The following is a 3,228-nucleotide window of genomic DNA, read 5'->3' as shown; positions in this document are numbered from 1 at the left end:
CTTCGGGTTCGAGGTCCGGCAATTCGGACAGCACTTCCTCCGGCGTCAACCCATTGGCCAGGAGATCAAGGACATCGATCACGCGGATGCGCATGCCGCGGATGCAAGGACGGCCGCCGCATTGCTTTGGATTTATCGTGATGCGCTCCATGAATGGAAAGATACAACGCGTTCCGGTTGTTTGCATCTGTTTTCACGGGGCTCTCACGGGGACACGGAGGGCAAGGTTAAGGCCGGAGACAAAATTGTAGTAACGCGACAGGGCGGATTGGGGAGGATTGGCAGAATCGAAAATGTCGCCGGCCACGAGAATGGCATGGGCGGCGGCTTCGGTCGCAAGAGCCAGCAACCACTCGAGAAAGCGCTCGTGTTCCTCGTCGCGCGACTGGTCGTTGAGCAGTTTGCCCAAATGCCAGTCCGCGGTGTGGAGGATGCGGTAGCTACCGGATGATTTCGGAGGAAGACTTTGCATGCGCCGATGTCCCGTTCTCAAAAAAACTTGCGGCCTTCGCAGAGGTTGATGAGTTCGGCCAGGGCGTAGATGGAGGGACGGCGGCCGGCACCTTCGCGCACGGTGTAGAAGATGCCGTCGGTGCGGAGTCGGGTGAAAAGGCGCGAGACCATGGGGACTAGATGAAAGGCTCGAATTCGTTGGGCTCTTGCGTGAGCAGTTTCCAAAAACGCGTGTTGAGGTAGAGCTTTTCGCGGCCTTCGACGCGCTCTTCCAACACGCCGATGGCGGTCAATTCCTTCAGGTATTCCGATGCGGTTTGGCGCTTGGCCAAACCGGCGTCGACAACGTTGCCGATGCGGCAGTAGGGCTTCTCGAAAAGCAACTCGACCAGCTCTTTGGAGTAGGTTTTTTTCGGCAACTTGATCCGACAATATTTGGTTGTAGCTTGGAGGAGTTGATTGATGGCATGGATTTTGCCGGTAGTCCAAACCGACGTCTCCTCCACGCCCTTGAGAATATAGAGGATCCACGACTCCCACGTCTGGTCGCGGGTCACACCGAGCAAAAGCCGGTAGTAGTCGGTCTTGTGCCCGATGATGTAGCGGCTGAGATAAAGGATGGGTAGGTTGAGAAGTTTCTGCTCGATCAAAAACAGGCTGTTGAGAACGCGGCCCGTGCGGCATCGACCACCGGTTCGATCACCGGCCGAATCGGTCTGATCGGCTCGATGAAGGGTGCGCCAAAAGCATTGTCGATGCGATCGACAGCAGCTTGCACCGGATCAGCCAAAGGCTCGTCATCCCAAACGAATTGGCCGAGTGCAGCCGAAAGCGACAGAGCGAAGATGAAGATGCTCCCAGCCGGAAGCATCCGCCGTGCTCGCGCGGAGAATGATCGGGCTGAAGCCGCGGCCGTAGTCGGCCGTCCACACACCATAGCGCGTCGTCTCGACGACCAGCTCGAGCGGCGTGGTGCCGACGTATTCGCCGTTCAACTCGACGACCAAACCGGAAGGCCAGCTGCGGATATCGATCGTCTTCACCGGCTCGGCCGTGCGCACCTCCGGCTCCGGCGCCGAAGCGCAACCGCTCAGAAGAACGGAAACCGACATCAGTCCGCAAAGAACCGCCTTCATGAAGCGTCTATTGTTTCTCGAGCGTGACGACCAATGGATTGGGTTTGTGCTCCATCATGGCTCCGGTGCCCGCATCGACAGCCGCGCCGATCAATCCTCCGAGCACAACATTGCCTGCCATGGCAAGCCCACCGCCGCCCGCGATTTGCATAGGCACGGTGGTTTGCCGCGTCTTGTAGCCGGGCTTGGAAATGGTGACATGCAAGGTTTCGTTGCGCGGAACCTTCACGCTAGAGCATGTTAAATAAAGCTATAGCCGCATGCGGCAAACCAACCGCGAGCGTCGGAAGCGGTGACAGTGTCCAGTGCTTGAGCCAGAGCGGCCAAGAGTTCCTCGTGGGTCCGGGCGGCGGCTTTACGTAAGAGGGCCTTGATCTTGCTCCACATCATTTCGATGGGGTTGAGGTCCGGTGAGTAGGGCGGCAGGAAGACGGCATCGGCTCCGACTTGGCGGATCAGGGCGATGGTCTGCTCGTTTTTATGGGGCGCGAGGTTGTCCATGACGACCAGATCTCCTGCGCGCAGTGTTGGGACCAGCACCTCTTGGACATAGGCCCGGAAGACCTCAGTGTCAGTGGCTCCCTCGATGGCCATGGCCGCGGTGGTTCCATCCAAGCGCACCGCCCCGATCACCGTCGTGGTGCGCCAGTGTCCATGAGGACAGGCAAAACGCAGACGCTGACCCTTGGGGCAGCGTCCCCGCAGCCTGGTCATATTCGTTTTGATCGCCGACTCGTCGAGGAAGACCAACCGCGACGGGTCGATCCCGCCTTGCTGGCGGCGCCAGCGACGACGCCCTTGGGCCACGTCCGGGCGGCCTTGCTCGCTGGCATGGAGTGTCTTTTTTTATATGTCAGCCCCAACCGGATCAGCAGGTAGTGGATGGCCACCAGCGTGCAATCCACGCCCAGAGCCTCGCGCAACTCCTGCAGCGTGGCGTCAGGGCGAGCCTTAACCAAATCCAGCAACCGTCGGCAGCAGGCCGCATCGAACAGGGGCTTGCGACCGCAACGGTGATACTGCGGGCGGATGTCGCCCAAGCGTTGCCGCTGGCTGAGCAATTTTTTGACCATCCCGACAGAGACATCAAACCGGCGCGCCACTTGGTCGCGTGTGCTGTCTTGCCGGTCGTAGGCCTTGAGGATGCGTTGGCGTAAATCCACAGAAAGGGTCTTCATGACCACACTCTGATGTAAATCCCAAACGGCTACAATATTATTTAAAATGCTCTAAACGGCGTCTGACCAACTTGGCCGGTCGAGATTTGCACATTGGCACCCTGGGGAGTTGAGTCGACGGTGAACACCTCGCGCGTGCCGCGAGTAATGGTTGCGCAGCCAGTCGTGAGCAGCACCGCGACAAGAAGAGCGAAATGAATTTTCATAACGCCTACCGATTGTAGGCACGCGATTCGCGTTGGAAACCAGTTTGCGTGTTATAGAGCAGCCTGCTCGTCTTCAACGCTTTGGCACCGGCTCAGGGCTTTTTGCGGCCCAATTCCATGCTCCCGCACAACCTTCCGAAGACAGCACCGGCAAGAGCGGTGCGTGTCATAACACCAACTCAGGAAGCCGGCGGATTTCCTTTGGACTCGGGTCCCCTCTCCTCTTTCGGACGCTCGAAAAGCCCCGGCAGCTCG

At 58.9% G+C, this 3,228-nt stretch carries 5 protein-coding genes and 1 pseudogene; all 6 read right to left on the bottom strand.

What is annotated here, in order from left to right; translation table 11 throughout:
* Positions 1 to 163, bottom strand: a 163-nt coding sequence (locus tag FGM15_13585; protein ID MBU3666889.1) for a DUF433 domain-containing protein, incomplete at its 3' end; no start/stop codon positions are given.
* Between the two features lie 30 nt (positions 164 to 193).
* On the bottom strand, positions 194 to 472 hold the full coding sequence (gene sbcD, locus FGM15_13580; GenBank protein MBU3666888.1) for an exonuclease subunit SbcD: 279 nt from the start codon (positions 470 to 472) through the stop codon (positions 194 to 196).
* 157 nt (positions 473 to 629) lie between these two features.
* Positions 630 to 1,103 carry a hypothetical protein gene (locus FGM15_13575; GenBank protein ID MBU3666887.1) on the bottom strand — a complete coding sequence of 158 codons (474 nt, stop codon included), beginning with the start codon at positions 1,101 to 1,103 and terminating at the stop codon, positions 630 to 632.
* 147 nt (positions 1,104 to 1,250) lie between these two features.
* Positions 1,251 to 1,589 carry a PEGA domain-containing protein gene (locus tag FGM15_13570; protein ID MBU3666886.1) on the bottom strand — a complete coding sequence of 113 codons (339 nt, stop codon included), beginning with the start codon at positions 1,587 to 1,589 and terminating at the stop codon, positions 1,251 to 1,253.
* Between the two features lie 7 nt (positions 1,590 to 1,596).
* Complete coding sequence (locus FGM15_13565) at positions 1,597 to 1,818, bottom strand: hypothetical protein (protein ID MBU3666885.1); 222 nt, start codon at positions 1,816 to 1,818, stop codon at positions 1,597 to 1,599.
* A gap of 11 nt (positions 1,819 to 1,829) precedes the next feature.
* Positions 1,830 to 2,767, bottom strand: a pseudogene (locus FGM15_13560) (IS630 family transposase).
* Positions 2,768 to 3,228 lie beyond the last annotated feature (461 nt).

This window comes from Chthoniobacterales bacterium (assembly GCA_018883245.1).
In the GTDB taxonomy this organism is placed as follows: domain Bacteria; phylum Verrucomicrobiota; class Verrucomicrobiia; order Chthoniobacterales; family JACTMZ01; genus JACTMZ01.
This window is presented reverse-complemented; position numbering and strand designations above follow the sequence as displayed.

Excerpts from the sequence above, each read along its gene's own strand:
- sbcD (MBU3666888.1), bottom strand. The coding sequence starts at position 472 with ATGCAAAGTCTTCCTCCGAAATCATCCGGTAGCTACCGCATCCTCCAC.
- FGM15_13570 (MBU3666886.1), bottom strand. The coding sequence starts at position 1,589 with ATGAAGGCGGTTCTTTGCGGACTGATGTCGGTTTCCGTTCTTCTGAGC.